Source organism: Mycobacterium sp. (assembly GCF_049278535.1).
GTDB lineage: Bacteria > Actinomycetota > Actinomycetes > Mycobacteriales > Mycobacteriaceae > Mycobacterium.
On the sequence record NZ_JBAPMI010000328.1, the window covers coordinates 1 to 1,696 of the forward strand.

A 1,696-nucleotide genomic window follows, 5' to 3' on the forward strand; every position below is an offset into this window, starting at 1 on the left:
GCAGCGGCGGCGCCGGGTAGCCGGCCTGGCTTCCGGCGTGCTCGATGCTGGCAGGCTCCACGCCCTCGCCGAGCATGGCCAGCGCCTCGTTGACGAAGGTGCCGATGACGCGGCTGGTGAAGAAGCCACGGCTGTCGTTGACGACGATCGGGGTCTTGCCGATGGCCAGTGTGTAGTCGAACACTCGGGCCAGCGCCTCGTCAGATGTCTTCTCGCCCTTGATGATTTCCACCAACGGCATCTTGTCGACCGGCGAGAAGAAGTGGATCCCGATGAAGTCTTCCTGACGCTTCACGCCGGTAGCAAGACCGGTGATCGGCAGCGTCGAGGTGTTCGACCCCAGCAGCGCGTTGGGCTCGACGACGTCCTCGATCTCCTGAAACACCTTGTGCTTCAGGTCCTGGTTCTCGAAGACGGCCTCGACCACGAAGTCGACGCCCTTGAGGTCAGCCGGGTCGGCGGCGGGCGTGATGCGGGCCAGCAGCGCCTTGGACTTCTCCTCGGTGGTCTTGCCTCGCTGAAGTGCCTTGGCCTCAAGCTTTTCCGAGTACGCCTTGCCCTTCTCCGCGGCCTCGATGCTGACGTCCTTGAGCACCACGTCGTATCCGGCCTTGGCCGAAACGTAGGCGATACCGGCGCCCATCATGCCCGCGCCCAGCACACCGATCTTGTTGATCTTGACCGGCTCGATGCCGTCGGGGCGCGATCCGCCGCCGTTGATGTGCTGCAGGTCGAGGAAGAACGCCTGGATCATGTTCTTGGCGACCTGCCCGGTGACCAGCTGGGTGAAGTAGCGGCTCTCGATGCGGCTGGCGGTGTCGAAGTCCACCTGCGCGCCCTCGACCACCGCGTCCAGGATGGCGCGCGGCGCCGGCATCGGCGCACCCTTGAGCTGCTTCTTCAGCAGTGCCGGGAACGATGGCAGGACGCCGGCGAGCGCCGGGCTGGACGGAGTGCCGCCGGGCATCTTGTAGCCCTTCTTGTCCCACGGCTGCTCGTGCGAGTCCGGGTTGGCCTTGATCCACGCCTTGGCGGCGGGCACCAGCTCGTCCACCGAGCCGACCAGCTCGTCGACCAGGCCCATCTCCTTGGCCTTGTCGGGCTTGAAGCGGGTGCCCTGCGACAGGATGTTCATGAACGCGTTCTGGATACCGAACATCCGCACGGTCCGGGTCACCCCGCCGCCACCCGGCAGCAGGCCCAGGGTCACCTCGGGCAGACCGACCACGAGACCCTTGACGTCCGCGGCGATCCGGTGGTGACAGGCAAGAGCGATCTCCAGGCCACCGCCGAGCGCGGCGCCGTTGACGGCGGCAACGACCGGCTTGCCGAGCGTCTCCAGGGCGCGCAGGTCCCGCTTGACCGATTCGACCGTGTCGAACGCCTCGCCGGCGTTCTCCGGGCCGAGCTTGATCATGCCCTTGAGGTCGCCACCGGCGAAGAAGGTCTTCTTCGCGCTGGTGATGACCACGCCGGTAATCGAATCCTTCTCGGCGACAAGCTTTTCCACAGCGTTGTGCATCGACTCCGCGTAGTGCTCATTCATCACGTTGGCCGACCCGGTGGGGTCGTCGAGCGTCAAGGTGACGATGCCGTCGGCATCCTTATCCCAATGAATGGTGTTCTCTGCCATGGCCGTAGACCCTTAAACCCTCTCGATGATGGTGGCGACACCCATGCCGCCGCCGATGCACAG

1 protein-coding gene is annotated in these 1,696 nt (G+C 65.4%); it reads right to left on the minus strand.

Annotated elements, in window-relative coordinates; genetic code table 11:
• Nucleotides 1-1,633 (minus strand): 3-hydroxyacyl-CoA dehydrogenase NAD-binding domain-containing protein (locus WAO18_RS21665; RefSeq protein WP_422208288.1); only part of this gene is annotated, 1,633 nt, incomplete at its 3' end.
• Nucleotides 1,634-1,696 lie beyond the last annotated feature (63 nt).